The organism is Pseudomonas sp. LBUM1661 (assembly GCF_059695925.1).
In genome coordinates this window covers 1,808,656-1,834,056 of record NZ_CP166794.1, presented here as the reverse complement: position 1 = coordinate 1,834,056, position 25,401 = coordinate 1,808,656, and the positions used below count along the sequence as shown (strand labels likewise).

At 58.1% G+C, this 25,401-nt stretch carries 21 protein-coding genes; 5 read left to right on the top strand and 16 right to left on the bottom strand.

All coding sequences use genetic code 11. The features are described 5' to 3' along the window. Positions 1-132 precede the first annotated feature (132 nt). Entirely contained in the window at positions 133-366 is a 234-nt protein-coding gene (locus ACA057_RS08370; protein ID WP_497347412.1) for a hypothetical protein, read from the top strand. A gap of 79 nt (positions 367-445) precedes the next feature. On the opposite strand, the gene ACA057_RS08365 is transcribed toward ACA057_RS08370, so the two are convergent. From ACA057_RS08365 to sdhC, 12 genes are all read right to left on the bottom strand, one after another. Continuing rightward, positions 446-847 carry an MAPEG family protein gene (locus tag ACA057_RS08365; protein ID WP_497347410.1) on the bottom strand — a complete coding sequence of 134 codons (402 nt, stop codon included), beginning with the start codon at positions 845-847 and terminating at the stop codon, positions 446-448. After that, a complete protein-coding gene (locus ACA057_RS08360; protein WP_401358224.1) occupies positions 847-1,584 on the bottom strand; it encodes a DUF599 domain-containing protein in 738 nt (245 codons plus the stop codon). Before ACA057_RS08360 ends, ACA057_RS08365 begins: the two co-directional genes overlap by 1 nt. Positions 1,585-1,836: 252 nt before the next feature. Beyond that, a complete protein-coding gene (gene brnQ / locus ACA057_RS08355; RefSeq protein WP_497347408.1) occupies positions 1,837-3,150 on the bottom strand; it encodes a branched-chain amino acid transport system II carrier protein in 1,314 nt (437 codons plus the stop codon). A gap of 419 nt (positions 3,151-3,569) precedes the next feature. After that, positions 3,570-4,451 carry a succinate--CoA ligase subunit alpha gene (sucD, locus tag ACA057_RS08350; protein ID WP_008148605.1) on the bottom strand — a complete coding sequence of 294 codons (882 nt, stop codon included), beginning with the start codon at positions 4,449-4,451 and terminating at the stop codon, positions 3,570-3,572. Then, the gene (gene sucC / locus ACA057_RS08345; RefSeq protein WP_008148602.1) at positions 4,451-5,617 is read right to left on the bottom strand and encodes an ADP-forming succinate--CoA ligase subunit beta; all 1,167 of its coding nucleotides are present in this window, start codon (positions 5,615-5,617) and stop codon (positions 4,451-4,453) included. Before sucC ends, sucD begins: the two co-directional genes overlap by 1 nt. A 196-nt stretch (positions 5,618-5,813) precedes the next feature. Further along, positions 5,814-7,250, bottom strand: a complete 1,437-nt coding sequence (lpdA, locus tag ACA057_RS08340; RefSeq protein WP_140670637.1) for a dihydrolipoyl dehydrogenase — start codon at positions 7,248-7,250, stop codon at positions 5,814-5,816. Between the two features lie 99 nt (positions 7,251-7,349). Beyond that, complete coding sequence (gene odhB / locus ACA057_RS08335; protein ID WP_401358434.1) at positions 7,350-8,570, bottom strand: 2-oxoglutarate dehydrogenase complex dihydrolipoyllysine-residue succinyltransferase; 1,221 nt, start codon at positions 8,568-8,570, stop codon at positions 7,350-7,352. Positions 8,571-8,612: 42 nt separating this feature from the next. Next, positions 8,613-11,444, bottom strand: a complete 2,832-nt coding sequence (locus ACA057_RS08330; RefSeq protein ID WP_497347405.1) for a 2-oxoglutarate dehydrogenase E1 component — start codon at positions 11,442-11,444, stop codon at positions 8,613-8,615. A gap of 262 nt (positions 11,445-11,706) precedes the next feature. Further along, positions 11,707-12,411 carry a succinate dehydrogenase iron-sulfur subunit gene (locus ACA057_RS08325; protein WP_056743991.1) on the bottom strand — a complete coding sequence of 235 codons (705 nt, stop codon included), beginning with the start codon at positions 12,409-12,411 and terminating at the stop codon, positions 11,707-11,709. Between the two features lie 11 nt (positions 12,412-12,422). Beyond that, the gene (gene sdhA, locus ACA057_RS08320) at positions 12,423-14,198 is read right to left on the bottom strand and encodes a succinate dehydrogenase flavoprotein subunit (protein WP_059402220.1); all 1,776 of its coding nucleotides are present in this window, start codon (positions 14,196-14,198) and stop codon (positions 12,423-12,425) included. Between the two features lie 3 nt (positions 14,199-14,201). Further along, positions 14,202-14,570: a succinate dehydrogenase, hydrophobic membrane anchor protein gene (sdhD, locus tag ACA057_RS08315; protein WP_027922414.1), complete on the bottom strand. Its 369-nt coding sequence runs from the start codon at positions 14,568-14,570 to the stop codon at positions 14,202-14,204. Next, on the bottom strand, positions 14,564-14,938 hold the full coding sequence (gene sdhC / locus ACA057_RS08310) for a succinate dehydrogenase, cytochrome b556 subunit (RefSeq protein WP_401358429.1): 375 nt from the start codon (positions 14,936-14,938) through the stop codon (positions 14,564-14,566). Before sdhC ends, sdhD begins: the two co-directional genes overlap by 7 nt. A 363-nt stretch (positions 14,939-15,301) precedes the next feature. Here sdhC and gltA point away from each other — a divergent pair, with 363 nt between their 5' ends. Beyond that, a complete protein-coding gene (gene gltA / locus ACA057_RS08305) occupies positions 15,302-16,591 on the top strand; it encodes a citrate synthase (RefSeq protein WP_008148584.1) in 1,290 nt (429 codons plus the stop codon). A gap of 1,028 nt (positions 16,592-17,619) precedes the next feature. Here the strand turns inward: gltA and ACA057_RS08300 are convergent. From ACA057_RS08300 to ACA057_RS08290, 3 genes are all read right to left on the bottom strand, one after another. Beyond that, positions 17,620-19,278, bottom strand: coding sequence for a cation acetate symporter (locus ACA057_RS08300; RefSeq protein WP_497347402.1), 1,659 nt, complete (start codon positions 19,276-19,278; stop codon positions 17,620-17,622). Continuing rightward, the gene (locus tag ACA057_RS08295) at positions 19,275-19,586 is read right to left on the bottom strand and encodes a DUF485 domain-containing protein (RefSeq protein WP_497347400.1); all 312 of its coding nucleotides are present in this window, start codon (positions 19,584-19,586) and stop codon (positions 19,275-19,277) included. The genes ACA057_RS08300 and ACA057_RS08295 overlap by 4 nt, the downstream gene beginning before the upstream one ends. Before the next feature lie 249 nt (positions 19,587-19,835). Further along, positions 19,836-20,687 carry a glycine betaine ABC transporter substrate-binding protein gene (locus tag ACA057_RS08290; RefSeq protein ID WP_497347398.1) on the bottom strand — a complete coding sequence of 284 codons (852 nt, stop codon included), beginning with the start codon at positions 20,685-20,687 and terminating at the stop codon, positions 19,836-19,838. Positions 20,688-20,975: 288 nt separating this feature from the next. Between ACA057_RS08290 and ACA057_RS08285 the strand changes: the two genes are divergently transcribed. Beyond that, on the top strand, positions 20,976-22,571 hold the full coding sequence (locus ACA057_RS08285) for a glycoside hydrolase family 17 protein (protein WP_497347395.1): 1,596 nt from the start codon (positions 20,976-20,978) through the stop codon (positions 22,569-22,571). 125 nt (positions 22,572-22,696) lie between these two features. Here the strand turns inward: ACA057_RS08285 and ACA057_RS08280 are convergent, their stop codons facing one another. Continuing rightward, complete coding sequence (locus tag ACA057_RS08280; protein ID WP_497347393.1) at positions 22,697-23,065, bottom strand: hypothetical protein; 369 nt, start codon at positions 23,063-23,065, stop codon at positions 22,697-22,699. A 224-nt stretch (positions 23,066-23,289) separates the two neighbouring features. On the opposite strand from ACA057_RS08280, the gene ACA057_RS08275 reads away from it, so the two are divergent. Beyond that, on the top strand, positions 23,290-24,588 hold the full coding sequence (locus tag ACA057_RS08275; RefSeq protein WP_497347391.1) for a serine/threonine protein kinase: 1,299 nt from the start codon (positions 23,290-23,292) through the stop codon (positions 24,586-24,588). Next, the gene (locus ACA057_RS08270; protein ID WP_497347389.1) at positions 24,581-25,369 is read left to right on the top strand and encodes an MlaA family lipoprotein; all 789 of its coding nucleotides are present in this window, start codon (positions 24,581-24,583) and stop codon (positions 25,367-25,369) included. The genes ACA057_RS08275 and ACA057_RS08270 overlap by 8 nt, the downstream gene beginning before the upstream one ends. Positions 25,370-25,401: the final 32 nt, after the last annotated feature.

Below are 25,401 nucleotides of genomic sequence, written 5' to 3'. Positions count from 1 at the left end.
ATCGAAGCAGTAGGCGAAACGTCAAAAGTTCCGCCATAAAACAAACTTATATATCTGAACGAATTGAGGAACTTAACGCTGTGGGCTGTGCTCGAAAGACCAGTAGATATTTTCCATAAGGAGAAACACCCCATGCGTAAGACTTTAGCTATTGCCTTGATGTTGACCGCTTCCCTCGGTCTCGCTGCTTGCGATAAAAAATCCGAGGACAAAGCTCAAGAAGCTGACAAACATGCTGAGCAAGCTCAGCAAGACATGAGCAAAGCTCAGGATAAAGTGAACGACGCTGCGAAAGAAAACGCCGAAGCTGCCAAAGCTCAGGCTGAATCGAACGAAGCTGCAACAAAAGAAGCACCTAAAAACTAAAACAGTTTTTAGCGTGATAAAGAAAACCCGCCAAGTGCGGGTTTTCTTTTGCCTGCTGTCTGTGTTTGTAGTGCAATCGCTACAGCAAAACAGTTCTAAAAGTCGGACTAATCATCAGCAGCAACGAACACACTAGTCCGATGATCCACACCAGGCTGCGTTGCCAGGCCCAATCGCCCCAATAACACAGCAAGTAAATAATTCGCGTCACCACGAAGATGATGGCCAGCGTATCGATCAGCCATCCGGCCGTCTGCGTGGTGTGCGCCATCAACACCCCCACCGCAAACAAGATGAACGCCTCGAAACAGTTCTGATGCGCCGCCAGCGCACGGGCACCGAAGCCCGTCAACTGCGCCTGTTGCTGGCGCGGCAGGTGATTGTTGTAACCGCCCTGCTCGTTCATCGCCTTGGCCACTGGAATCTTGGCCACAAAAATCAACAAGGCACTGATAAATACACACCAGAACGGAATACTCATCAAGCGGCCTCTTTGTTCGCGTCAGGCAAGGGTGCCTCTGTAGGGGTATAGACCATCACGTCGAGAACGTCGGAATGGAACTCGCGGCGGTACAACACCAGCACCACGCCGGCACTCATCAACATGAACAACCAGGGGCTGACAAACCAGGCCAGCATGGTCATGCCGAAATAGTAAGAACGCAGCCCGAAGTTGAACTGGTTGGCCGCCATGGAGATCACCCGCGCAGCACGGGCCGCAAACGCTTTGCGTTCCTGCTCGGACACATGCCGCTCGCCGACCATCGGCGCCGAGCCCACCAGAATGGCGGCGAAGTTGTACTGGCGCATGCACCAACTGAACGTGAAGAACGCATAGACAAACACCAGCGCCAGGCACAGCAGTTTGATTTCCGACATCCCTTGCGACGCCTGTTGCACCATCGGAATGTCCGCCAGCAACGACACCGCCCTTTCGGAAGCACCCAGCACGGTCAGGATACCGGCCAGGATAATCAGGGTGCTGGAAGCGAAGAACGAGGCGTTGCGCTCCAGGTTGCCGATCACGCTGGCATCGGCGATACGGTTGTCGCGCAGCAACATGCGGCGCATCCAGTCTTCGCGATACAGGTGCAGCACACTGGCCAGGCACGCGGTGTCGCGGCCCTTCCACGTGGCATATCGGGTGTAGCCGCCCCAGCAGATGGCGAACCAGAGCGCGGCGAGGATGTGGATCAGGTTGGCGTGGATGAACGACATGCAGGTCCTTGTGAGACGTGAGTAATGGTCAAACCTGTAGGAGCGAGGCTTGCCCGCGAAGGCGATGTCAGATCCGACGAATCTATTGGCAGATAGGCAGCCTTCGCGGGCAAGCCTCGCTCCTACAGGTAGTGCTTCGACGTTAGCTCACAAAAAAAGACACCGCATCACGCCCATAAAAAATGCCCCGCATCGATTGATACGGGGCATTTCTGTTCGCTGCTCAGGCCCGCTTGTGGCGGGCCGCAAAGCTTATGCCAGGGCTTCTTCGCGCTTGCCCAGCAGACGATCGCACACCACGGCGACCACCAGGGTCATGACCGATGGCACCAACCACGCCAAACCTTGCTCGCTCAGCGGCAGGTGAGCCAGTTGCGTCGGCATCCAGTCCGCCAGACCCGCGCCCTTGAGCGCATCGATCAGACCGAAAATGAACGACACCAGCATCACCGGACCAACAATGCGGCCCTGTTCGTGCCAGAAGTCCTTGCAGAAACTCAGCGCCACCAGGGCGATGCACGGCGGGTAGATCGCCGTCAGTACCGGAATCGAGAACGCAATCAGCTTGGTGAGGCCCAGGTTGGACACCAGCAGGGAGAACGCAGCCAGGATGATGACCAAGGTCTTGTAGGACAGTGGCAGCACACGGCTGAAGTACTCGGCGCAGGCGCAGGTCAGACCGACCGCCGTCACCAGGCAGGCCAAGGAGATCAGCACCGCCAGAAAACCACTGCCCAGCGAGCCGAAGGTGTGCTGCACGTAGGCGTGCAACACCGCCGCGCCGTTGGTTGCCCCGGCAGCCACTTCATGGCTGCCGGAACCGAGACGGAACAGGCTGACGTACACCAGCGCCAGGCCCACGCCGGCAATCAGCCCGGCAATGATCGCGTAACGGGTGATCAACACCGGCGACTCGACGCCGCGCGAGCGGATGGCGTTGACGATAACAATGCCGAACACCAGCGCGCCAAGGGTATCCATGGTCAGGTAACCATTGATGAAGCCTTGGGAGAACGGTGCTGCCACGTACTCGGGCGTGGCCACGCCGACGTCACCTGCCGGCAAGGCGAATGCTGCAATACCGAGAGCGGCCAGGGCGATGATCTTCAGCGGAGCAAGGAAACGTCCTACGGTATCCAGCAGACGGCCCGGATAGAGCGAGATGAAGAACACCAGCAGGAAGTACACCGAGCTGTAGAGGAACAGCGCCAGCGGGCTCTCGCCGGTCAGCGGTGCCAGGCCCACTTCGAAGGACACGGTCGCGGTGCGCGGCGTCGCGAACAACGGGCCGACAGCGAGGTAGCACGCGGCGGCCAGCAAGCCACCCGCGACTTTACCGATCGGGCTGCTCAAGGCATCCATGGCGCCGCCGACCTTGGCCAGCGCGACAACAGTGATTACCGGCAGACCGACCGCCGTGATCAAAAAGCCCAGCGCCGCCATCCAGACATGAGGCCCGGACTGCAAACCGACGATAGGCGGGAAGATGATGTTGCCAGCCCCGACAAACAGGGCAAACGTCATAAAACCAAGTGCCAGGATGTCCTGGCCTTTCAACACTTTCATTAAGGAAATACCACACTACTGAATCGGAATTTAGAGAGGGATTTCCCTATGGGTGAGGGAAATGCTGTCGGTCCGTATAGGACTGACCCGTTTAGCGCGTAGCAACCTTGTGGGCAGCGGACGCAAAAATGGCGGCTAGCCTAACGAATTTGGGCAGGAAACGCACTGTTAGAGGGCGAACTATCCGATCTGCGACATTTTTGTGTCGCGTTTTTGCATGTAATGGGTGGGCGTCTGTTAGAACGCCTTCGCGGGCAAGCCTCGCTTCTACAGGTTATTCGCCATACGTGTGGGCGCCGCAATCTGTAGTAGCGAGGCTTGCCCGCGAAGAGGCCCGCACGGCCAACACAAACCCCGGAAACGACAAAAGCCACCCGAAGGTGGCCTTTGTTGGGTGAAGCGTCAGCTAAGCGCGAGGCTTACTTGATCGCCCAACCGGTCAGCTCGGACAAAGCCTTGCCGATGTCTGCCAGCGAACGCACGGTTTTAACGCCTGCGTCTTCCAGGGCTGCAAACTTCTCGTCTGCAGTGCCTTTGCCGCCAGAGATGATTGCGCCAGCATGGCCCATGCGCTTGCCCGCAGGGGCAGTCACACCAGCGATGTAGGAAACAACCGGCTTGGTCACGTGTGCCTTGATGTAGGCAGCCGCTTCTTCTTCAGCCGAACCGCCGATCTCACCGATCATGACGATCGCTTCGGTCTTCGGGTCTTCCTGGAACAGCTTCAGGATGTCGATGAAGTTCGAACCCGGGATCGGGTCACCACCGATGCCGACGCAAGTCGACTGACCGAAACCGGCGTCAGTAGTCTGCTTCACAGCTTCGTAGGTCAGGGTGCCGGAACGGGAAACGATACCGACTTTGCCTGGCAAGTGAATGTGACCTGGCATGATGCCGATCTTGCATTCGCCTGGAGTGATCACGCCTGGGCAGTTAGGACCGATCAGGACTACGCCCAGCTCGTCGCACTTGACCTTGGCATCCAGCATGTCCAGGGTAGGAATGCCTTCAGTGATGCAAACGATCAGCTTGATGCCGCCGAAGGCTGCTTCCAGGATGGAGTCCTTGCAGAAAGGAGCTGGAACGTAGATCACGCTGGCGGTGGCGCCAGTGGCAGCTACAGCGTCTTTCACGGTGTTGAACACTGGCAGACCCAGGTGCTCGGTGCCGCCTTTGCCCGGAGTAACGCCACCGACCATCTTGGTGCCGTATTCGATGGCTTGCTGGGTGTGGAAACTACCTTGCGAACCGGTAATACCCTGGCAGATAACTTTGGTGTCTTTATTGATCAGGACGCTCATTACTTGCCCTCCGCAGCTTTAACAACTTGTTGAGCAGCGTCGGTCAGGCTGGTAGCAGCGATGATGTTCAAACCGCTTTCTGCCAGTACTTTAGCGCCCAGCTCAGCGTTGTTGCCTTCAAGGCGAACAACAACCGGGATTTTCACGCCGACTTCTTTCACAGCGCCGATGATGCCTTCGGCAATCATGTCGCAGCGAACGATGCCGCCGAAGATGTTGACCAGTACTGCAGCGACGTTAGTGTCGGACAGAATGATCTTGAACGCTTCGGTAACGCGTTCTTTGGTAGCACCGCCGCCCACGTCGAGGAAGTTGGCTGGTTTGCCGCCATGCAGGTTGACGATGTCCATGGTACCCATGGCCAGGCCAGCACCGTTGACCATGCAACCGATGTTGCCTTCCAGTGCTACGTAGTTCAGTTCGAACTTGGCAGCGTGCGCTTCGCGCGGATCGTCTTGCGACGGATCGTGGAAAGTCTTCAGCTTAGGCTGACGGTACATGGCGTTGGCGTCGATGTTGATCTTGGCATCGAGGCAATGCAGATCGCCGTCAGCCTTGATCACCAGCGGGTTCACTTCCAGCAGAGCCAGGTCGTGATCCTTGAACAGCTTGGCCAGACCTACGAAGATCTTGGCGAACTGAGCAACTTGCTTGCCTTCCAGACCCAGCTGAAATGCCAGCTCGCGACCCTGGAATGGCTGAGCGCCAACCAGTGGATCGATAGTGGCCTTGAGGATTTTCTCAGGGGTGTCGTGAGCGATTTTCTCGATGTCCACGCCACCTTCGGTGGAAGCCATGAACACGATGCGACGGCTCGAACGGTCAACGACAGCGCCCAGGTACAGCTCTTTAGCGATATCAGTGCACGATTCAACCAGGATCTTGGTGACTGGCTGACCATTGGCATCAGTCTGGTAAGTCACCAGACGCTTGCCCAACCACTGTTGAGCGAAGGCTTTGGCGTCTTCTTTGCTGCGAACCAGCTTGACGCCGCCCGCTTTACCGCGACCACCAGCGTGGACCTGGGCTTTGACAACCCACTCGGTGCCACCGATCTTGTCGCAAGCTTCTGCTGCTGCTTCCGGGGTGTCTACGGCGAAACCCTGGGATACTGGCAGGCCGTACTCAGCGAACAGCTGCTTACCCTGATACTCGTGAAGATTCATGCTTATTACCGTCTTCGTTAGGTACTGCGCATTCGGTGCTGCACTTGTTCAAGTGCCGCACCACCTGTGACTGCTGCTTGCGTAGCCTTTCCGGACAACCGGTGCAGCTACGCAAGACTGCGTCCAGCGGATATTCCGCGGTGAGACTTGCATGCAAGGCTCACGACGGGCCATTCCGCCGTGGTTTCTTATTGTCTTAACGCTTCTTGCGGTTGGCGATGTGGATGGCGCCGCCATTCACAGCCAGAGCTGCTTCGTGCAAGGCTTCAGACAGGGTCGGATGGGAGAAAACCATCATGCCCAGGTCTTCAGCGCTGGTGCCGAATTCCATACCGATCGCGCCCTGCTGAACCAGTTCTGCAGCGCTCGGGCCAATCACGTGGACGCCCAATACGCGGTCAGTCTTGGCATCGGCGATGACTTTGACGAAACCACCGGTGTCGTTGGCTGCCATGGCACGGCCGCTGGCGGCGAACGGGAAGGTGCCAACGTTAACTTCAACGCCTTCAGCCTTCAAGGCCTGCTCGGTTTTACCCACCCACGCGATTTCCGGGTGAGTATAAATAACCGACGGGATCAAATCATAGTTCATCTGGGCTTTGTGGCCCTTGATGCGCTCGACGACCATGATGCCTTCTTCCGACGCTTTGTGCGCCAGCATCATGCCGCGAACCACGTCACCGATGGCGTAGACGCCCGGTACAGTGGTGGCGCAGTGATCGTCAACGTGTACGAAACCGCGCTCGTCGAGGGTCACGCCGCAGTCGGCAGACAACAGATCAGTGGTCACTGGACGGCGACCAACGGCTACGATCAGCTTGTCGAACGTGATGTTCTGTTCGCCGTTGGCATCGGTGTAGTTCACCACGACTTCGTCGCCGTTCACTTTGGAACCGGTCACGCGAGCGCCCAGCTTGATGTCCAGGCCCTGTTTGGTCAGGGTTTTCAGCGCTTCCTTGGAAACAGCGGCGTCAGCAGCCATCAGGAAGGTGTCCAGGGCTTCCAGGACAGTCACTTCCGCACCCAGACGCGACCAGACCGAACCCAGTTCCAGACCGATCACGCCAGCGCCGATCACGCCCAGACGCTTAGGTACGGATTGGAATTCCAGGGCGCCAGTCGAATCGACGATCACATTCTGGTCAACCGGAGCGGGTGGAATGTCGATCGGACGCGAACCTGGAGCCAGGATGACGTTTTCGGCTTCGATGATTTCTACCGAACCGTCAGGCTTGGTGACTTCGACTTTCTTGCCGGCCAGCAGCTTGCCGTGACCCTCGATGGAGGTCACACCGTTGGCTTTGAACAGGGTCGCAACGCCAGAGGTCAGGCCTTTGACGATGTTGGCTTTACGGCCAACCATTGCAGCCACGTCCATGGTCACGCCAGCGTGGTTGATACCGTGGATCGCGAAGCCTTCTTTGGCTTCTTTGTATTTCCAGGAGCTGTCCAGCAGCGCCTTGGAGGGAATGCAGCCGACGTTCAGGCAAGTACCGCCGAGGGCCAGTTTGCCTTCCTTGTCGGTGTATTTCTCGATGCAGGCGGTAGTGAGACCCAGCTGTGCTGCTTTGATGGCAGCTACGTAGCCGCCAGGGCCCGCGCCGATCACTACTACGTCAAATTTCTGCGACATTCAAAAAATCCTCTTTTTTGCGGCAAGCTTGAAGCCGCAAACCACAAGCCAAGCTGCCTTTACTTGCAGCTTGAAGCTTGCAGCTCGCGACTGCTTCTATCAGATATCCAGCAGCAAACGAGCCGGGTCTTCCAGCAGGTTCTTGATGGTAACCAGGAAGGTCACAGCTTCTTTGCCATCGATCAGACGGTGATCGTAGGACAGAGCCAGGTACATCATCGGACGGATGACGACCTGACCGTTGATCGCCATAGGACGCTGCAGAATGTTGTGCATGCCCAGGATGGCCGCTTGCGGCGGGTTGACGATCGGCGTCGACATCATCGAACCGAAAGTACCACCGTTGGTGATGGTGAACGTGCCGCCGGTCATTTCGTCCATCGAAAGTTTGCCATCGCGAGCCTTCTTGCCGAAGGTGGCGATGCCGCCTTCGATTTCAGCCAGGCTCATCAGTTCGGCGTTACGCAGAACCGGTACAACCAGGCCGCGGTCGCTGGAAACAGCAACACCGACGTCGGCGTAGCCGTGGTAAACGATGTCGGCACCGTCGATCGACGCGTTGACGGCCGGGAAGCGTTTCAGCGCTTCGGTGGCCGCTTTCACGAAGAACGACATGAAGCCCAGGCGTACGCCGTTGTGGGACTTCTCGAACAGGTCCTTGTACTTCGAACGCAGGGCCATGACTTCGGTCATGTCGACTTCGTTGAACGTGGTCAGCATCGCCATGTTCGATTGAGCTTCAACCAGACGCTCGGCAACCTTGGCACGCAGACGGGTCATTGGAACGCGTTTTTCAACGCGCTCACCGGCAGCGAAAACTGGAGCGGCAGCAGCAGGTGCAGCAGCCTTGGCAGGCGCGGCAGCCGGAGCGGCTTTCTTGGCAGCAACAGCCGCTACCACGTCTTCCTTGGTCACACGACCGCCTTTGCCAGTGCCGGCAACGGAAGCGATGTTGATACCGTTTTCTTCAGCCAGCTTGCGAGCAGCCGGTGCAGCAACAGGATCGTCTTCGCCTTCGCCAGCAGGAGCAGCCGCTTGTGCAGCAGCCGGAGCCGCGGCAGCCGCTGGAGCGGCAGCAGCGCCGCCCGCTTCGATCGAGCCCAGGACTTCGTCGGACAGAACAGTGTCGCCTTCGTTCTTGACGATAGCGCCCAGCACGCCGTCAGCCGTCGCCAACACTTCCAGCACAACCTTGTCGGTTTCGATGTCGACGATCAGGTCATCACGTTTGACGGCGTCGCCCGCTTTTTTGTGCCAGGTGGCAACGGTGCCATCGGCAACCGATTCCGGGAAAGTGGGGGCTTTGATTTCGATAGCCATTATCTGTGGGTCCTTAAATTCGGTTTCAGGTGCGCGAAGGCGTTAAACAGTAAAGGCGTCTTGCAGCAGTTTTTCCTGCTGCTCAGCGTGCATCGATGCATAACCACAAGCAGGTGCAGCGGAAGCATCACGACCGGCGTACTCGAGAACGAGCGCTTTGTTGTGATTGCCAACGATGCGACGCATGTGGTGTTGGCTGCAGTACCAGGCACCCTGGTTCATCGGCTCTTCCTGACACCAAACGATATGTTTGAGGTTGGTATAAGGAGCCAGGACTTCGTTCAAGTCGTCCTCAGGGAATGGGTACAGCTGCTCGATACGCACGATGGCGATGTCGTCACGACCTTCGGCACGGCGTTTTTCCAGCAGGTCGTAGTAGACCTTGCCGCTGCACAGAACAATGCGCTCGACCTTTTTCGGGTCTTGGGCATCGATTTCCGGGATAACGGTCTGGAACGAACCTTCAGCCAGATCTTCCAGGGTCGAAATGGCCAGTTTGTGGCGCAGCAGCGACTTAGGCGTCAGCACTACCAATGGTTTACGCAGCGGGCGAATCACCTGACGGCGCAACAAGTGGTAGATCTGGGCTGGTGTCGTCGGCAAGCACACCTGAATGTTGTGCTCGGCGCACAGCTGCAGGTAACGCTCAAGACGCGCCGAGGAGTGCTCCGGCCCCTGACCTTCGTAACCGTGCGGCAGCAGCATGGTCAGACCGCACAGACGGCCCCACTTGTGCTCGCCACTGGTGATGAACTGGTCGATAACCACCTGGGCACCGTTGGCGAAGTCGCCGAACTGGGCTTCCCAGATCACCAGCGCATCAGGCGTGGTGGTCGAGTAACCGTATTCGAACGCCAGTACGGCTTCCTCGGACAGGAACGAATCGTACAGGTCGAAACGTGGCTGCCCGTCGTACAGGTGCTGCAGCGGGATGTAGGTGCCAGCGTCTTTCTGGTTGTGCAAGACAGCATGACGGTGCGAGAACGTACCGCGGCCGATGTCCTGGCCAGTCATGCGAATCGGGTGACCTTCGAACGCCAGGGTCGCGTACGCCATGGTTTCGGCGTAACCCCAGTTGATCGGCAGGCCGCCGGCTTGCATTTTCTGACGGTCTTCGTAGATCTTGGCAACCTGGCGCTGAACCACGAAGCCTTCTGGAATTTCCAGCAGCTTGGCGGACAGTTCCTGCAAGGTCTTCAGGTCGAAACGCGTGTCGTGACGCGCAGTCCAGGCGTGGCCCAGATACGGACGCCAGTCCACGAACAACTCTTTGTTCGGCTCTTTGACCAGGCTTTTTACAACATGCAGACCGTTGTCCAGCGCGTTGCGGTATTCATCGATCTTCGCCTGAACACGCTCTGCGTCCAGCACACCGCCCTGGGTCAGACGATCGGCGTACAGCTCACGGGTCGTGCGCTGCTTGGCGATCTGCTGATACATCAGAGGCTGGGTGCCGCTTGGCTCGTCGGCCTCGTTGTGGCCGCGACGACGGTAGCAGAACATGTCGATGACCACGTCACGCTTGAACTGCATGCGGTAATCGATAGCCAGCTGGGTCACGAACAATACAGCTTCCGGATCATCACCATTCACATGGAGGATCGGCGCCTGGATCATTTTCGCAACGTCGGTCGCGTACTCGGTGGAGCGTGCGTCCAGCGGGTTGCTGATGGTGAAACCAACCTGGTTGTTGATCACGATGTGCACGGTGCCGCCGGTTTTGAAACCGCGGGTCTGCGACATCTGGAAGGTTTCCATCACCACGCCCTGGCCGGCGAATGCCGCGTCACCGTGGATGGAGATCGGCAGAACCTTTTCACCGGTCGGGTCGTTACGACGATCCTGACGGGCGCGCACCGAACCTTCTACCACTGGAGAAACGATTTCCAGGTGGGACGGGTTGAAAGCCATGGCCAGGTGAACTTCACCGCCGGTGGTCATGACGTTGGACGAGAAGCCCTGGTGATACTTAACGTCACCGGAACCCAGCTCGACCTTTTTCTTGCCTTCGAACTCGTCGAACAACTCGCGCGGGTTCTTGCCGAAGGTGTTGACCAGCACGTTCAGACGGCCACGGTGGGCCATGCCGATGACGATTTCCTTGGTGCCGTAGGAACCGGAACGCTGGATCAGCTCGTCGAGCATCGGAATCAGGCTTTCGCCGCCTTCCAGACCGAAACGCTTGGTGCCCGGGTATTTGGTGCCCAGGTATTTTTCCAGGCCTTCGCCGGCAGTCACGCGCTCAAGCAAGTGGCTCTTGATGTCGGCAGAGTACGTCGGACGGCCGCGTACGCTTTCCAGACGTTGCTGGAACCACTGGCGCTGCTCGGAATCGGTGATGTGCGTAAATTCAGCGCCGATGGTGCGGCAATATGTCTGCTGCAACGCTTCGTGAATTTCGCGTAGGCTCGCCTCCTCTTTGCCGATGAACAGGTCGCCGGCACGGAAGGTCGTATCAAGATCGGCATTGGTCAAGCCGTAATGATTGATCGACAGGTCTGCAGGTGCAGGACGCTGCCACAGCCCCAGCGGGTCAAGCTGGGCTGCCTGGTGGCCACGCATACGGTAGGCCTGGATCAATCGCAGCACTTCAACTTGCTTCTTCTCGTGCTCACTGCTCACGCTGCCGGCGGAAACCGGTTGGGCGCGGCGCTGGTTCTTTGCCAGCAAGACGAAATGATCGCGAATTGTGGAGTGCGAAACATCGGTGGCAGTGTTGCCGTCAGCAGGCAACTTCTGGAAGTAGGTGCGCCACTCTTCTGGCACAGCGTTAGGGTCGTGCAGGTAGAGCTCGTAGAGCTCTTCCACATAGGCAGCGTTACTACCGGATAGGTAGGCGCTGTTCCACATGCGCTGCATCACGCTTTCTTGCATGCTTGGTCACCCTCGGTTAGGGGAACACCACCGGCGTCGACACCGAGCAAACTTGCAGAAGTCCGAATGCAGCGACCAAAACAAGCCACTTAGGATCACGCTGATAGTCCGGGTACCAGCCCGGATGCCCCTGCTTGTCTCATTTCTTCAAAATAAGAGCCGCAGCCTTATAAGCTGCTGCTCAGGTTAAAACTACGGCGCCGGTTGAAGCCTGCGCCGTAGCATCTACGGGTACAGCGGTCCTACATTTACAGCAGCTGAATCACACGCCGCTTTGCAGCAGCATGTTACGTACGTGACCGATGGCCTTAGTCGGGTTCAGGCCTTTCGGACAGACGTTGACGCAGTTCATGATCCCGCGGCAGCGGAATACGCTGAACGGGTCATCCAGCGAAGCCAGACGCTCGGCAGTTTTGGTGTCGCGGCTGTCTGCCAGGAAGCGATACGCTTGCAGCAGAGCAGCTGGACCCAGGAACTTGTCCGGGTTCCACCAGAAGGACGGGCAAGAGGTCGAGCAGCAAGCGCACAGGATGCACTCGTACAGACCGTCGAGCTTTTCACGCTCTTCAGGGGTCTGCAGACGTTCGATGGCCGGAGCCGGCGTGTCGTTCTGCAGGTATGGCTTAACCTTCTCGTATTGCTTGTAGAAGATGCTCATATCGACGACCAGGTCACGGATTACCGGCAAACCTGGCAGCGGACGAACGATCAGCTTGTTACCTTTGACGACAGCGGACAGCGGCGTGACGCACGCCAGGCCGTTTTTGCCGTTGATGTTCATGCCGTCGGAACCGCAAACACCTTCACGGCAAGAGCGACGATAGGAGAAACCTTCGTCCTGCTCTTTGATCAGGGCCAGCACGTCCAGCACCATCAGGTCTTTACCACCGGTATCGACCGTAAATTCCTGCATGAACGGCGCAGCGTCCTGATCAGGGTTGTAGCGATAAACACTGACTTGCAACATGGCGGCCACCCTTAATAAGTCCGAATCTTAGGTTCAAAAGTCGGAACAGTCTTCGGCGAGAAGTTCACAGCACGCTTGGTCACGCGCTTGTCACCCGGGAAGTACAGGGTGTGGCACAGCCAGTTTTCGTCGTCGCGGTCTTCGTAGTCTTCACGGGCGTGAGCACCGCGGGACTCTTTGCGGATCTCTGCGGCGATGGCGGTTGCTTCGGCCACTTCCAGCAGGTTCTGCAGTTCCAGCGCTTCGATACGAGCCGTGTTGAACGCCTGGCTCTTGTCGTTGATCTTGACGTTGGCGATACGGCCACGCAGATCAGCCAGCTGGGCAATACCCTTCTGCATGTATTCGCCGGTACGGAATACACCGAAGTAGTTCTGCATGCAGTTTTGCAGTTCTTTACGCAGGGTCGCGACGTCTTCGCCTTCGGTACGCGAGTTCAGGCCATCGAGACGTGCCAGGGCAGCGTCGATGTCGGACTGGCGAGGGCGAGCATAGTCGACGCCTTCTTTCAGGGTCTGTTCCAGGAACAGGCCGGCGGCACGACCGAATACCACCAGGTCGAGCAGCGAGTTGCCGCCCAGACGGTTGGCACCGTGAACCGATACGCAAGCCACTTCGCCTACGGCGAACAGGCCTGGGATGATCTGGTCAACGCCGTCAGCATCCTGGGTGATTGCCTGGCCATGAATGTTGGTGGCAACGCCGCCCATCATATAGTGGCAGGTTGGAACGACCGGAATCGGCGCCACGGCTGGATCGACGTGAGCGAAGGTCTTGGACAGTTCCATGATGCCTGGCAGACGGCTGTGCAGAACTTCTTCACCGAGGTGATCGAGTTTCAGCATTACGTGGTCGCCATCCGGACCGCAACCGTTGCCGGCGATGATTTCCTTAACCATCGAACGAGCAACAACGTCACGACCCGCGAGGTCTTTGGCGTTCGGAGCATAACGCTCCATGAAACGCTCGCCGTGCTTGTTGATCAGGTAACCGCCTTCACCGCGGCAGCCTTCAGTCACCAGTACACCGGCGCCGGCGATGCCGGTCGGGTGGAACTGCCACATTTCGATGTCTTGTACCGGCACGCCAGCACGCAGGGCCATGCCGACGCCGTCACCGGTGTTGATCAGGGCATTGGTGGTGGACGAGTAGATACGACCTGCACCGCCGGTCGCCAATACGGTGGCGTTAGCGCGGACGTAGGAAGTTTCGCCAGTCTCGATGCAGATCACGATCATGCCGACAAAGGCACCATCTTCGTTCTTCACCAGGTCGACGCCGTAGTATTCGTTGAGGAATACGGTGCCGGCCTTGAGGTTGGCCTGGTACAGGGTGTGCAGCAAGGCGTGACCGGTACGGTCGGCAGCGGCGCACGTACGTGCAGCCTGGCCACCTTTACCGAAGTCTTTCGACTGACCGCCGAACGGACGCTGATAGATGCGGCCCTGTTCGGTACGGGAGAACGGCAAGCCCATGTGCTCGAGTTCGAAAACCGCTTCCGGGCCTACGGAACACATGTATTCGATAGCGTCCTGGTCACCGATATAGTCGGAACCCTTGACGGTATCGTACATGTGCCAGCGCCAGTCATCGTTCGGATCTGCCGAGGCGATGGCGCAGGTGATGCCACCCTGGGCGGATACAGTGTGCGAACGAGTCGGGAAAACCTTGGTGACTACGGCAGTCTTGTGACCACCTTGTGCCAGCTGCAGAGCAGCGCGCATGCCAGCACCGCCGCCGCCAATGATGATGGCGTCGAACGAAAGCGTATTAACTGTAGTAGACATGAATCAGATACCCCAAAGAATCTGCACACCCCAGACGAAGTACGCGAACATCGCGACGCCGCATACTGCCTGGAAGAGGAAACGTATTGCAGTCGCGGACTTGCCGAACGCCATTGGCGTCAGGTAGTCGGTCGCGATGGTCCACATGCCGACCCAGGCGTGAGCGCCGAGGGCAACGAGGGCCAGGAGACTGAAAATACGCATCCAGTTGCTTGCGAACAGTTCATGCCATTGGGCGTAGCCGATGCCAGGATGGGCAACGACGTATCCGATCAGGAAAATGAAGTAAGCCGCGAGAACGACCGCAGACACACGTTGTGCCATCCAGTCATAGAGGCCCGAACGCGACAGGTTCGTGACGTTAGTTACCATATCCAAACTCCTGCCAGAACGATTACCACCACGGAAACGGCGATAACGATTTTCGAGCCCAGTTTGCCGCCTTCAAGCGTCTCACCGATGCCCATGTCCATGATCAAGTGGCGCACACCGGCAACCAGGTGATACAGCAAGGCGGACAGGATGCCCCATGTCACTAGCTTGGCTAGCGGACTGGTCAGACACGCTTTCACCTGACCGAAGCCTTCTTCCGAGTCGAGCGATTTGTCCAATGCATAAAGCATGATGGCCAGGCTGACAAAGAGGATGACACCGGAGATTCGGTGAAGAATGGACGTGTAAGCAGTGACTGGGAGTTTGATGGTCCTTAGGTCTAGGTTTACAGGTCGTTGGCTATTCACGGCTTTTTTTCACACTGAAGAGCCCCTAACAATCAGGGCAAAGTTGTTGGGGAGTGCACTGGTCAGGTACCCACCACCCAGGGAGTGCGACCCCCAATAAAGCAGGCCCAAAAGCCCCTGGCGGTCGGAGGCCGAGTATAGACAGTTAGGCTACTAATGACAACGCGTTCACCTTCCCCTAATAGCGCATTGCACAAGTTGGATAAAAGGCGTAAATGGCAGTCAATTTCGAGGAAAAAGTCCGGTTAAAGCCTTCTGGAGCAAGACTTTAGGCAAATTGACATTCGAATTTATCTCACTATAGTGGTGCGGGCCCTGCGTGGGGGGTCTGTCTGATGATTTCAAGCATAAATAGGAGGCCACATGGCTGACAAAAAAGCGCAGTTGATCATCGAGGGCGCAGCCCCCGTCGAGCTGCCCATTTTAACCGGCACCGTTGGTCCCGATGTTATCGATGTTCGGGGCTTGACGGCCACGGGCCGTTTCACCTTTGACCCTGGTTTCATGTCGACCGCTTCCTGCGAGTCGAAGATCACCTATATCGACGGCGACAACGGCATTCTGCTGCACCGCGGCTACCCGATCGAACAGCTGGCTGAAAAGTCGGACTACCTGGAAACCTGCTATCTGCTGCTCAACGGCGAACTGCCGACCGCAGAACAGAAGGCCCAGTTCGTCAGCACCGTGAAGAACCACACCATGGTTCACGAGCAGCTGAAGACGTTTTTCAACGGCTTCCGTCGTGACGCCCACCCGATGGCCGTCATGTGCGGTGTAGTGGGCGCCCTCTCGGCCTTCTACCACGACTCTCTGGACATCAATAACCCGCAGCATCGCGAAATTTCCGCGATCCGTCTGGTTGCCAAGATGCCGACCCTGGCAGCGATGGTTTACAAGTACTCCATGGGCCAACCCATGATGTACCCGCGCAACGACCTGACGTACGCGGAAAACTTCCTGCACATGATGTTCAACACCCCGTGCGAGATCAAACCGATCAGCCCGGTCCTCGCCAACGCCATGGACAAGATCTTCATCCTCCATGCCGACCACGAGCAGAACGCATCGACGTCCACCGTACGCCTGGCCGGTTCTTCGGGTGCCAACCCGTTTGCCTGTATCGCCGCCGGCATCGCTGCACTGTGGGGCCCTGCCCACGGCGGCGCGAACGAAGCTGTTCTGACTATGCTCGATGAAATTGGCGATGTGTCGAACATCGACAAGTACATCGCCAAGGCCAAGGACAAGAACGATCCGTTCAAACTGATGGGCTTCGGTCACCGGGTTTACAAAAACCGCGACCCACGCGCAACCGTCATGAAGCAGACCTGCGACGAAGTGCTGAAAGAACTGGGCATCACCAACGATCCGCAACTCGAACTGGCCATGCGCCTGGAAGAGATCGCCCTGACCGACCCGTACTTCATCGAACGCTCGCTGTACCCGAACGTCGACTTCTACTCGGGGATCATCCTCAAGGCGATCGGCATTCCAACCAGCATGTTCACCGTGATCTTCGCGTTGGCGCGGACCGTTGGCTGGATCTCCCACTGGAAAGAAATGCTCTCCAGCCCGTACAAGATTGGCCGTCCGCGCCAGCTGTACACCGGCTACGAGTCGCGTGACATCACCAAGCTGGAAGACCGCAAATAAGACCTGTCTTGCGATAACGTCTTGAGTTGTACCGGGAACGGCCTCTATTTAGATAGGGGCCGTTTTTGTTTGTGCCTGAGATTGAGTACGCGACGGCCTGCGGGCCGATCGGGCTCTATTATTGTGTACATATCCATTCCTGCGGTAACGGCCTCTTGAGGTTACGCCCTTACGGCGTGTCACTTGGAAGAGCCCCAAGTAACCAAGGGCTCTTGCCCCTCCATTCGGTGCCTCGCTTAGGCTCGGCATGCCGTAACGAAGGCATTGCTCCGGGGGCCCGCCGCCATCGGCCATCCATGGCCGGGGGCGGCTAACCCGGCATCCATGCCGGGTTGCCCCCTGCGCAACGCCTGTGTTCGGCCTCTGGGAAAGGGGCGGCAGATCTGAAGCCAAAGCAAAGCAAAGCAACGGCAGGATCAACAGCGAACGCAACATCAAAAACACCACCACCCCCTGTAGGAGCTCGCTCCTACAGGGGACTGCGTACGCATGCTTTTCACCACTCAAGGCCGAGCGCTAGCTCGCCTGCAAGCTTTTGATCTTGATCCACCCGCCCCTTCGGTAGGCTGAGTGGAGGTGTTCATCCGGGGAGTGGCGCGCAGCGCCGTTCGACGCAGTCGAACACGCTGCATGTAGGTCGTCGCGAAGCAGACCGGAGGGCAGTGTCCCCGGATGGATACCGGAACGAAGGAACGCCGAGCCTAAGCGAGGGGCCGGACGCTGGGGCAAGACTTTTTGGTTCCTTTTGTGGCGTTTGACAAAAGGGACTCGCCGTAAGGGCGAAACCGTAAGTGGCCGTTACCGCAGCAATGGATATGTACACCTGAAAGAACATGGTCGGCTATCAGGCCGCCATCGCTGGCAGGCCAGCTCTCACATTTGGACTGTGTACATCTGCGAGAGACTGGTCACCTATAAGGCCACCATCGCAGGCAAGACATGCCTCCTACAGTGGTCGATAACCGCCCAATAAAAAATGCCCCGATCTCTCAATCGGGGCATTTCTGTTTAACGCAGCTTATATAGCCTTAGTGAGCAACCGCCCCACTCGCCCCCAAACCCGTCTGCGAACGCACAAACTGAGGGAAGAACAGCGCCCGCTCGTTTGCACCTGCAGTCGACTTGTCAGTGACCGAGAAGAACCAGATCCCGATAAACGCAATGGCCATGGAGAACAGCGCCGGGTACTCATACGGGAAGATAGCCTTCTCATGATGCAGGATTTGCACCCAGATGGTTGGCCCAAGCACCATCAAGCCAACGGCACTGATCAGACCCAACCAGCCACCGATCATCGCACCGCGGGTGGTCAGCTTCTTCCAGTACATGGAAAGCAGCAGCACCGGGAAGTTACAGCTCGCCGCGATGGAGAACGCCAAGCCCACCATGAACGCGATGTTCTGGCTTTCGAACAGAATGCCCAGACCGATCGCCAGCACACCCAGGCAAACGGTGGTGATTTTCGAGACGCGAATCTCGTCCTTGTCGTTGGCCTTGCCCTTCTTGATCACGCTGGCATACAGGTCGTGAGACACCGCCGTCGCACCGGCCAGGGTCAAACCAGCCACTACCGCCAGGATGGTCGCGAACGCTACCGCCGAGATGAAGCCCAGGAAGATACTGCCACCCACCGCGTTAGCCAGGTGCACCGCCGCCATGTTGTTGCCGCCCAACAGCGCGCCAGCCGCATCTTTGAAGGCCGGGTTAGTGCTGACCAACAGGATCGCGCCGAAGCCGATGATGAACGTCAGGATGTAGAAGTAGCCGATGAAGCCAGTTGCATACAGCACGCTCTTGCGAGCTTCTTTTGCGTCACTCACGGTGAAGAAGCGCATCAGGATATGCGGCAGGCCAGCGGTACCGAACATCAGTGCCAGGCCGAGGGAGAACGCCGAGACCGGATCTTTCACCAGCCCACCCGGGCTCATGATCGCCTCACCTTTAGGGTGAACCTTGATCGCCTCGGAAAACAGCAGGCTGAAGTCGAAGTTGACGTGCTTCATCACCATCAGCGCCATGAACGAGGCACCGGACAGCAGCAACACTGCCTTGATGATCTGCACCCAAGTGGTCGCCAGCATGCCGCCGAACAGCACGTACATGCACATCAGGATACCGACCAGGATCACCGCGACGTAGTAGTCGAGACCGAACAGCAGCTGGATCAGCTTGCCGGCACCGACCATTTGCGCGATCAGGTAGAACGCCACTACCACCAGCGAACCGCAAGCCGACAGCGTGCGGATCTGGGTTTGCCCAAGACGATAGGACGCCACGTCGGCAAAGGTGTATTTACCCAGGTTACGCAGGCGCTCGGCGATCAGGAACAGAATGATCGGCCAACCCACCAGGAAGCCGATCGAGTAGATCAGGCCGTCGTAGCCAGAAGTGAATACCAGCGCGGAAATACCCAGGAAGGACGCCGCCGACATGTAGTCGCCGGCAATCGCCAGACCGTTCTGGAAGCCGGTGATCTTGCCACCCGCCGCATAGTAGTCAGCCGCCGAGTTGTTGCGCTTGGAGGCCCAGTAGGTGATGCACAGGGTCAAACCGACAAACGCCACGAACATCAGGATCGCGGAAACGTTGAGGGGTTGTTTGTGCACTTCGCCAGTCAGGGCTTCAGCGGCCCAGGCGCCAGGTGCAAAGGCTGCGATGCTCAATAGAGCCATTAGACGCCGGATCATTGCTGAGCCTCCTTGAGAATCGCATTGTTCAGGTCGTCAAATTCGCCATTGGCGCGTTGAACATAGATTGCAGTCAGGATAAAGGCTGAGAGAATCAGCCCGACACCAATCGGTATCCCCCAGGTAATCGAAGATTCGGGGCTGATTTTCGCGCCCAGAATATGCGGCCCGTAAGCAATCAAAAGGATGAATCCGGAGTAAAGCCCAAGCATGATCGCCGAAAGAATCCAGGCGAACTTTTCTCGCTTACTAACCAGCTCCTTGAAGCGCGGGCTGTTTTGAATCGAGAGGTAAATGCTGTCGTTCATTGTTTTTATCCTCGCAGCACAGATGAAGTTGGAACGTTATCCACTCTATGCGGCTGCGGGGCAGGTTCCAGACGACCTTAGTATTAGAACGACATGACGGAATCGCCATTTTCCGGCCTGCATCAAACAAATGTGGGAGCGGCGGTGCGACGATTCGACTTGCTCGCTCCCACAGGGGAAAAACAAAAGGCCGCTTGGCAATAATGCCAAGCGGCCCTGAGAAGTGCCGACCAGACGCGTCAGCTCACATCATTTGGTCCAGTCTGCAACGCGTTCCGGGTGTTTGGCCACCCAATCTTTCGCGGCGGCTTCAGGCTTGGCGCCATCCTGGATTGCCAACATGACTTCGCCGATTTCGTCTTTCGACGCCCATTGGAAGTTCTTCAGGAACTTGGCCACTTCCGGTGCTTTGGTTGCCAGTTCTTTGCTGCCGATGTTGTTCACGGTTTCAGCCGCGCCATAAACGCCTTTCGGGTCGTCCAGGAAGCGCAGTTTCCACTTGGCGAACATCCAGTGCGGCACCCAACCGGTGACGGCAATGGATTCGTTTTTCTTCTCGGCACGGGTCAGCTCGGCAATCATGCCGGCGCCGGAACTGGCCTTGAGTTGATACCCGGTCAGGCCATAGTCCTTGATTGCCTGTTCGGACTTGAGCATCACGCCCGAACCGGCGTCGATGCCGACGATACGTTTCTTGAAGCTGTCGTCGGTTTTCAGATCGTCAATGGTCTTGGCCTTGACGTACTCGGGCACGATCAGACCAATTTTCGCGTCCTTGAAGTTCGGGCCGTAGTCGACGACTTGATCCTTGTTCTTGGTCCAGTAATCGCCGTGAGTCACCGGCAGCCACGCAGACATCATGGCGTCAAGTTTGCCAGTGGCCACACCCTGCCACATGATCCCGGTGGCGACCGCTTGCAGCTTCACGTCATAACCGAGCTTCTGCTTGATCACTTCTGCTGCCACGTGGGTCGTCGCGACGCTGTCGGACCAACCGTCGACGTAACCGATGCTCAGGGTCTTGCTCTCGGCATTGGCCATAGTGGAGCCAATCGCAAGTACCAGAGCGGCACCCGCGCCTAAAAGTCGTCGCATCTTCATCGTTACTTCCCCGAAAGTGCTGCGCTCGACGGATGCCGAGCCGCGTCAACGTATTGTTATGGTGCACAGCGCCCCCATCACGCCTCACCCGCAAACTCGCTCGATCGTCAGCGGAGTACTGACGTCTCGATAATCAACCTGACGCCGATGGCGACCTGTGCTGCCAGCGACCTCAAGGCATCGAGAAACGACATCAGAACGCCATTAATCTAGACCACCGAAAGCCACCCGGCCAATCCGCCCGAACTTTGCATGTCAAAATTGTGCAGGCCACCAAGCGCGCACCAAATGCAGGTAACATGCGCGGCTTTGCTCCCAGACGGCCTGACCATGCCCGCGACATCACGCTTTCCTTTTTTTGCTTATCTATTCGCCTGCCTGTTGGGGCTTTTTGCCCTCGCTGGTTTCTGGTACGGCCTCGGCAAACCGGTGATTCTGCCGGACGTGGCCAGCGCCACGCACAAGCTGCAATGTGCCTCCTACACGCCGTTCGACAAGGATCAGTCGCCGTTCGATCAGCCGTTCAAGTTGCGCCCCGAGCGCATGGACGCTGACCTCGCGCTGCTGGCCAAAAGCTTCGAATGCATCCGCACCTATTCCATGACCGGCCTCGAGGCCCTGCCGGATCTCGCGCGCAAGCACGGACTGAAGTTGATGATCGGCGCCTGGGTCAACAGCAATCCGATCGACACCGAGAAAGAAGTCGACCTGCTGATCGCCTCGGCCAACGCCAACGCAGACGTGGTGACTTCGGTGATCGTCGGCAACGAGACCCTGTTGCGCAAGGAAGTCACCGGCCCGCAGTTGGCGAAGCTTATTAACAAGGTCAAGAGCCAGGTCAAACAGCCTGTCACTTATGCCGATGTCTGGGAGTTCTGGCTCAAGCACCCGGAAATCGCCCCGGCGGTGGATTTCCTGACCATCCATTTGCTGCCGTACTGGGAAGACGATCCATCGAACATCGACGCCGCCCTGCAACATGTCGCCGAAGTGCGTCAGGTGTTCGGCAACAAATTCGCGCCCAAGGACGTGATGATTGGCGAAACCGGCTGGCCCAGCGAAGGCCGCCAACGCGAAACCGCCCTGCCCAGCCGGGTCAATGAAGCCAATTTCATTCGTGCCTTCGTGATCATGGCCGAACAGCAAGGCTGGCATTACAACCTGATCGAAGCCTTCGACCAGCCGTGGAAACGCGCAAGCGAAGGCGCGGTCGGCGGTTACTGGGGCCTGTTCGATGCCGATCGCCAGGACAAAGGCGTACTGGCCGGCCCGGTGTCGAACGTGCCGTACTGGTCACAGTGGCTGGTGGTGGGCGGCGTGATCTTTCTCGGCACGCTGATCCTCGGCGGTCGCGTGCGCAGCACCCGCGCGGCGTTGGTTCTACCGCTGCTGGGCGCATTGGCTGCTTGTTCGATTGGCGCCTGGGGCGACCTGGCCCGCGTCACTACACGATTCGCCAGTGAATGGCTGTGGGTCGCGTTGCTGACGGCGTTGAATCTGCTGGTGCTGGCGCATGCCGCACTGACGCTGAGCGCACGCACCGGCTGGCGTGAACGGGCGTTCAATGCGCTGGAGCGTCGGGCTGGCTGGTTGTTGGCGGCCGCAGGATTTGCGGCGGCCGTCATGATGCTGGAGCTGGTGTTCGATCCGCGTTATCGCAGCTTCCCGAGTGTTGCGTTCATCCTGCCGGCGCTGGTTTACCTGTGCCGCCCGGTGAGCGTGCCGCGTCGGGAAATCGCCCTGCTGACCTTCATCATCGGCGCCGGCATTGCACCGCAGCTGTTTCGTGAAGGTCTGCAAAACCAGCAGGCCTGGGGCTGGGCGCTGGTGAGTGTGTTGATGGTGGTGGCGTTGTGGCGCAGTTTGCGAGTGCGCAAGGCTTAATCCTTCAAGGCGCTTGTCGGCCTCATCGCGGACAAGCCCGCTCCCCCAGGGTTCTTCAGTGAATACAGATTTTGTGTACGACAAAGATCCCTGTGGGAGCGTGGCTTGCCCGCGATGACGATCTATCAGGCAACGCGAGACGCACGGACCAACCGCAACCCGGCAATCACCACCGCAAACACTGCCAACGTCGTGTTGTACAACGCCAACGCCGGGAACCCCAGCACCAACGCCAACACCGCCAACCACCACCCTGCCCGGCCCGGTACTGCAAAACCGATGACCGCCGCGGCCACCGCGCCCCAGCCCAATACCTTGAAGTGAATCATCAGCCCCAGACTTGAACGAATCTGGCATTCCCAGCGACTCGCCTCGTCCACACAGATGCCGACCCACTGCGCATCCTCCATAAAGCCATAACGCGCGCCATAACTGGCGGCCAGCCATAAAGGCAGCAAAACAAGCAGCAAAATCACGGGCAGACGGTGGGACATGAAGCACTCCAATAAACGAAAACGGCGGCCAGCTTAATCCCCCGGCGGCGCCAAGCAAACGCGCGTAACAGATAAATGGCCACGAAATAGCTGCAAAGTGTATCGTCCGTCTACTATTACCCCGAAATTAGGCCTGATGGGTGCCGCAGCATGGCACTTTGGCGCACACCCCGTGGTCATAGCCTGCGAACTTCATTTGGCACCTTTCTCTAAGGGATCTAGTCATGCTCCGTTCCTTGCGCTTCGCCGCCCTGTTTGGCGGCCTTATATTGAGTGCGTCCGCACTGGCCGTCGACATCGACGCCGCCAGTTATGGCTACCCCTTGACCAACCCGTTCGAGGCGACCATTGCCACGACCCCGCCGGACCTGCGTCCGGAGTTACCGCTGGACGACGACATCGATCAGCAGACACGGAGCGTCACACTGCGCCCGGAGCGTGCATTCGATCTGCCAGACAACTTCTGGCCGGTGAAGAAACTCACCTACCGCATCGCCACCCAGGATAAAGCCGCGCCGCTGATCTTCCTGATCGCCGGCACCGGCGCGCGCTACGACAGCAGCCTCAATGAATACCTGAAAAAGCTCTACTACAAGGCCGGCTACCACGTGGTGCAACTGTCGTCGCCGACCAGTTTCGACTTCATGAGCGCCGCCTCCCGCTTTGCCACCCCGGGCATCACCAAGGAAGATGCCGAAGACATGTACCGGGTGATGCAGGCCGTGCGGGCACAGAATCCGGATGTGCCGGTCACCGATTACTACCTGACCGGTTACAGCCTGGGCGCGCTCGATGCGGCGTTCGTCGCGCATCTGGACGAAACCCGTCGCAGCTTCAACTTCAAGAAAGTCTTGCTGCTCAACCCGCCGGTCAACCTCTACACCTCGATCACCAACCTGGACAAGCTGGTCCAGACCGAGGTCAAGGGCATCAACAACTCCACCACCTTCTATGAACTGGTGTTGAACAAACTGACTCGCTACTTCCAGCAGAAGGGCTACATCGACCTCAACGATGCCCTGCTCTATGACTTCCAACAGTCCAAGCAGCACCTGAGCAACGAACAGATGGCCATGTTGATCGGCACCTCGTTCCGCTTTTCGGCGGCCGACATCGCCTTCACCTCGGACCTGATCAACCGTCGCGGGCTTATCACGCCACCGAAATACCCGATCACCGAAGGCACCAGCCTCACGCCGTTTCTCAAGCGCGCGCTGCAGTGCGATTTCGACTGCTACATCACCGAGCAGGTTATCCCGATGTGGCGCGCCCGCACCGACGGCGGCAGCCTGCTGCAACTGATCGACCAGGTGAGTTTGTATGCGCTGAAGGACTACCTGCACGACAGCCCGAAAATCGCCGTCATGCACAACGCCGACGACGTGATCCTCGGCCCGGGCGACCTCGGTTTCCTGCGCAAGACCTTTGGTGATCGCTTGACCGTTTATCCACTGGGCGGCCACTGCGGCAACCTAAACTACCGCGTCAACAGCGACGCCATGCTGGAGTTCTTCCGTGGCTAAATACCTCCTGCTTATCGCAGCGTTACTCTGTGCAGGCGTCGCCAATGCCGACAACAGCAAAGCCAACGCACCGGTTGTGATCGACAGCGACGGCTTCAAGGAACCGCTGAGCAAACTCAAAATCAACCCGGGGCTGGATCAGCGCGAGTTCGAGCGTTCGACACTCAACGCGCTGAACGTCTACGACCCGCTGGAAGAGTGGAACCGCCGGGTTTATCACTTCAACTACCGCTTCGACCAATGGGTGTTCCTGCCCGTGGTCGATGGCTATCGGTACATCACCCCGAGCTTCCTGCGCACCGGCGTCAGCAACTTCTTCAACAACCTTGGTGACGTACCGAACCTGTTGAACAGCCTGCTGCAGTTCAAAGGCCAGCGTTCGATGGAAATCACCGGGCGGCTGCTGCTCAACACCACCATTGGCATCGCCGGCCTGTGGGACCCGGCGACCGCCATGGGCCTGCCGCGCCAGAGCGAAGACTTCGGCCAGACACTGGGCTTCTACGGTGTACCGGGCGGCGCCTACTTCGTACTGCCGATCCTCGGACCGTCGAACATCCGCGACACCGGCGGCCTGGCGGTGGATTTCACCGCCGAGAACGCGATCAACTTCCTGAACGTCGCCCAAGTCAGCGAAAACCACCCGGAAATCTGGATCTTGCGTGGCATCGACAAGCGCTACCAGACCAGCTTCCGCTACGGTCAGCTGAACTCGCCGTTCGAATACGAGAAAGTGCGTTACGTGTACACCGAGTCACGCAAGTTGCAGATTGCCGAGTAATTCGACAGGCAACAAAAAAGGCCATTCGATGC

Coding starts and splice junctions, on each gene's coding strand:
- ACA057_RS08285 (WP_497347395.1), top strand. CDS start 20,976: ATGCAGGTAACATGCGCGGCTTTGCTCCCAGACGGCCTGACCATGCCC.
- brnQ (WP_497347408.1), bottom strand. CDS start 3,150: ATGAAAGTGTTGAAAGGCCAGGACATCCTGGCACTTGGTTTTATGACG.
- sdhD (WP_027922414.1), bottom strand. CDS start 14,570: ATGGTAACTAACGTCACGAACCTGTCGCGTTCGGGCCTCTATGACTGG.
- ACA057_RS08365 (WP_497347410.1), bottom strand. CDS start 847: ATGAGTATTCCGTTCTGGTGTGTATTTATCAGTGCCTTGTTGATTTTT.
- sucC (WP_008148602.1), bottom strand. CDS start 5,617: ATGAATCTTCACGAGTATCAGGGTAAGCAGCTGTTCGCTGAGTACGGC.
- ACA057_RS08275 (WP_497347391.1), top strand. CDS start 23,290: ATGCTCCGTTCCTTGCGCTTCGCCGCCCTGTTTGGCGGCCTTATATTG.
- ACA057_RS08360 (WP_401358224.1), bottom strand. CDS start 1,584: ATGTCGTTCATCCACGCCAACCTGATCCACATCCTCGCCGCGCTCTGG.
- lpdA (WP_140670637.1), bottom strand. CDS start 7,250: ATGTCGCAGAAATTTGACGTAGTAGTGATCGGCGCGGGCCCTGGCGGC.
- ACA057_RS08290 (WP_497347398.1), bottom strand. CDS start 20,687: ATGAAGATGCGACGACTTTTAGGCGCGGGTGCCGCTCTGGTACTTGCG.
- ACA057_RS08280 (WP_497347393.1), bottom strand. CDS start 23,065: ATGTCCCACCGTCTGCCCGTGATTTTGCTGCTTGTTTTGCTGCCTTTA.
- ACA057_RS08330 (WP_497347405.1), bottom strand. CDS start 11,444: ATGCAAGAAAGCGTGATGCAGCGCATGTGGAACAGCGCCTACCTATCC.
- odhB (WP_401358434.1), bottom strand. CDS start 8,570: ATGGCTATCGAAATCAAAGCCCCCACTTTCCCGGAATCGGTTGCCGAT.
- sdhA (WP_059402220.1), bottom strand. CDS start 14,198: ATGTCTACTACAGTTAATACGCTTTCGTTCGACGCCATCATCATTGGC.
- gltA (WP_008148584.1), top strand. CDS start 15,302: ATGGCTGACAAAAAAGCGCAGTTGATCATCGAGGGCGCAGCCCCCGTC.
- ACA057_RS08325 (WP_056743991.1), bottom strand. CDS start 12,411: ATGTTGCAAGTCAGTGTTTATCGCTACAACCCTGATCAGGACGCTGCG.
- ACA057_RS08295 (WP_497347400.1), bottom strand. CDS start 19,586: ATGAACGACAGCATTTACCTCTCGATTCAAAACAGCCCGCGCTTCAAG.
- sucD (WP_008148605.1), bottom strand. CDS start 4,451: ATGAGCGTCCTGATCAATAAAGACACCAAAGTTATCTGCCAGGGTATT.
- ACA057_RS08300 (WP_497347402.1), bottom strand. CDS start 19,278: ATGATCCGGCGTCTAATGGCTCTATTGAGCATCGCAGCCTTTGCACCT.
- ACA057_RS08370 (WP_497347412.1), top strand. CDS start 133: ATGCGTAAGACTTTAGCTATTGCCTTGATGTTGACCGCTTCCCTCGGT.